Origin of the sequence: Variovorax sp. Varisp36 (genome assembly GCF_047304235.1) — a bacterium.
Lineage (GTDB): Bacteria > Pseudomonadota > Gammaproteobacteria > Burkholderiales > Burkholderiaceae_C > Variovorax.
This window is the reverse complement of record NZ_JBGLYU010000113.1, coordinates 1-269: the sequence shown is the minus strand read 5'-3', so window position 1 is coordinate 269 and position 269 is coordinate 1. Positions and strand designations below refer to the sequence as shown.

At 67.7% G+C, this 269-nt stretch carries 1 protein-coding gene; it reads left to right on the top strand.

The window, feature by feature from the left end; all coding sequences use genetic code 11:
* Nucleotides 1–269, top strand: a 269-nt coding sequence (locus ACCD11_RS28405; RefSeq protein WP_413316477.1) for an AMP-binding protein, incomplete at both ends; no start/stop codon positions are given.

Here is a 269-nt window from a genome sequence, read left to right as displayed (position 1 = left end):
CGCGTGGTGATCTTCGGCGGCGAAGCGCTCGACCCGCAGCGCCTGCGCCAGTGGATCGAGCACCATGGCGATGACAGTCCGCAACTGATCAACATGTACGGCATCACCGAGACCACGGTGCATGTGACCTACCGGCGGATCACGGCGGCGGACCTCGAGGGGCAGCGCAGTCCGGTCGGGGTGGCCATCCCGGACCTCGGACTGCGCGTGCTCGATGGGCAACTCAACCCGGTACCGGTGGGCGTGGCAGGCGAGCTGTATGTCTCGGG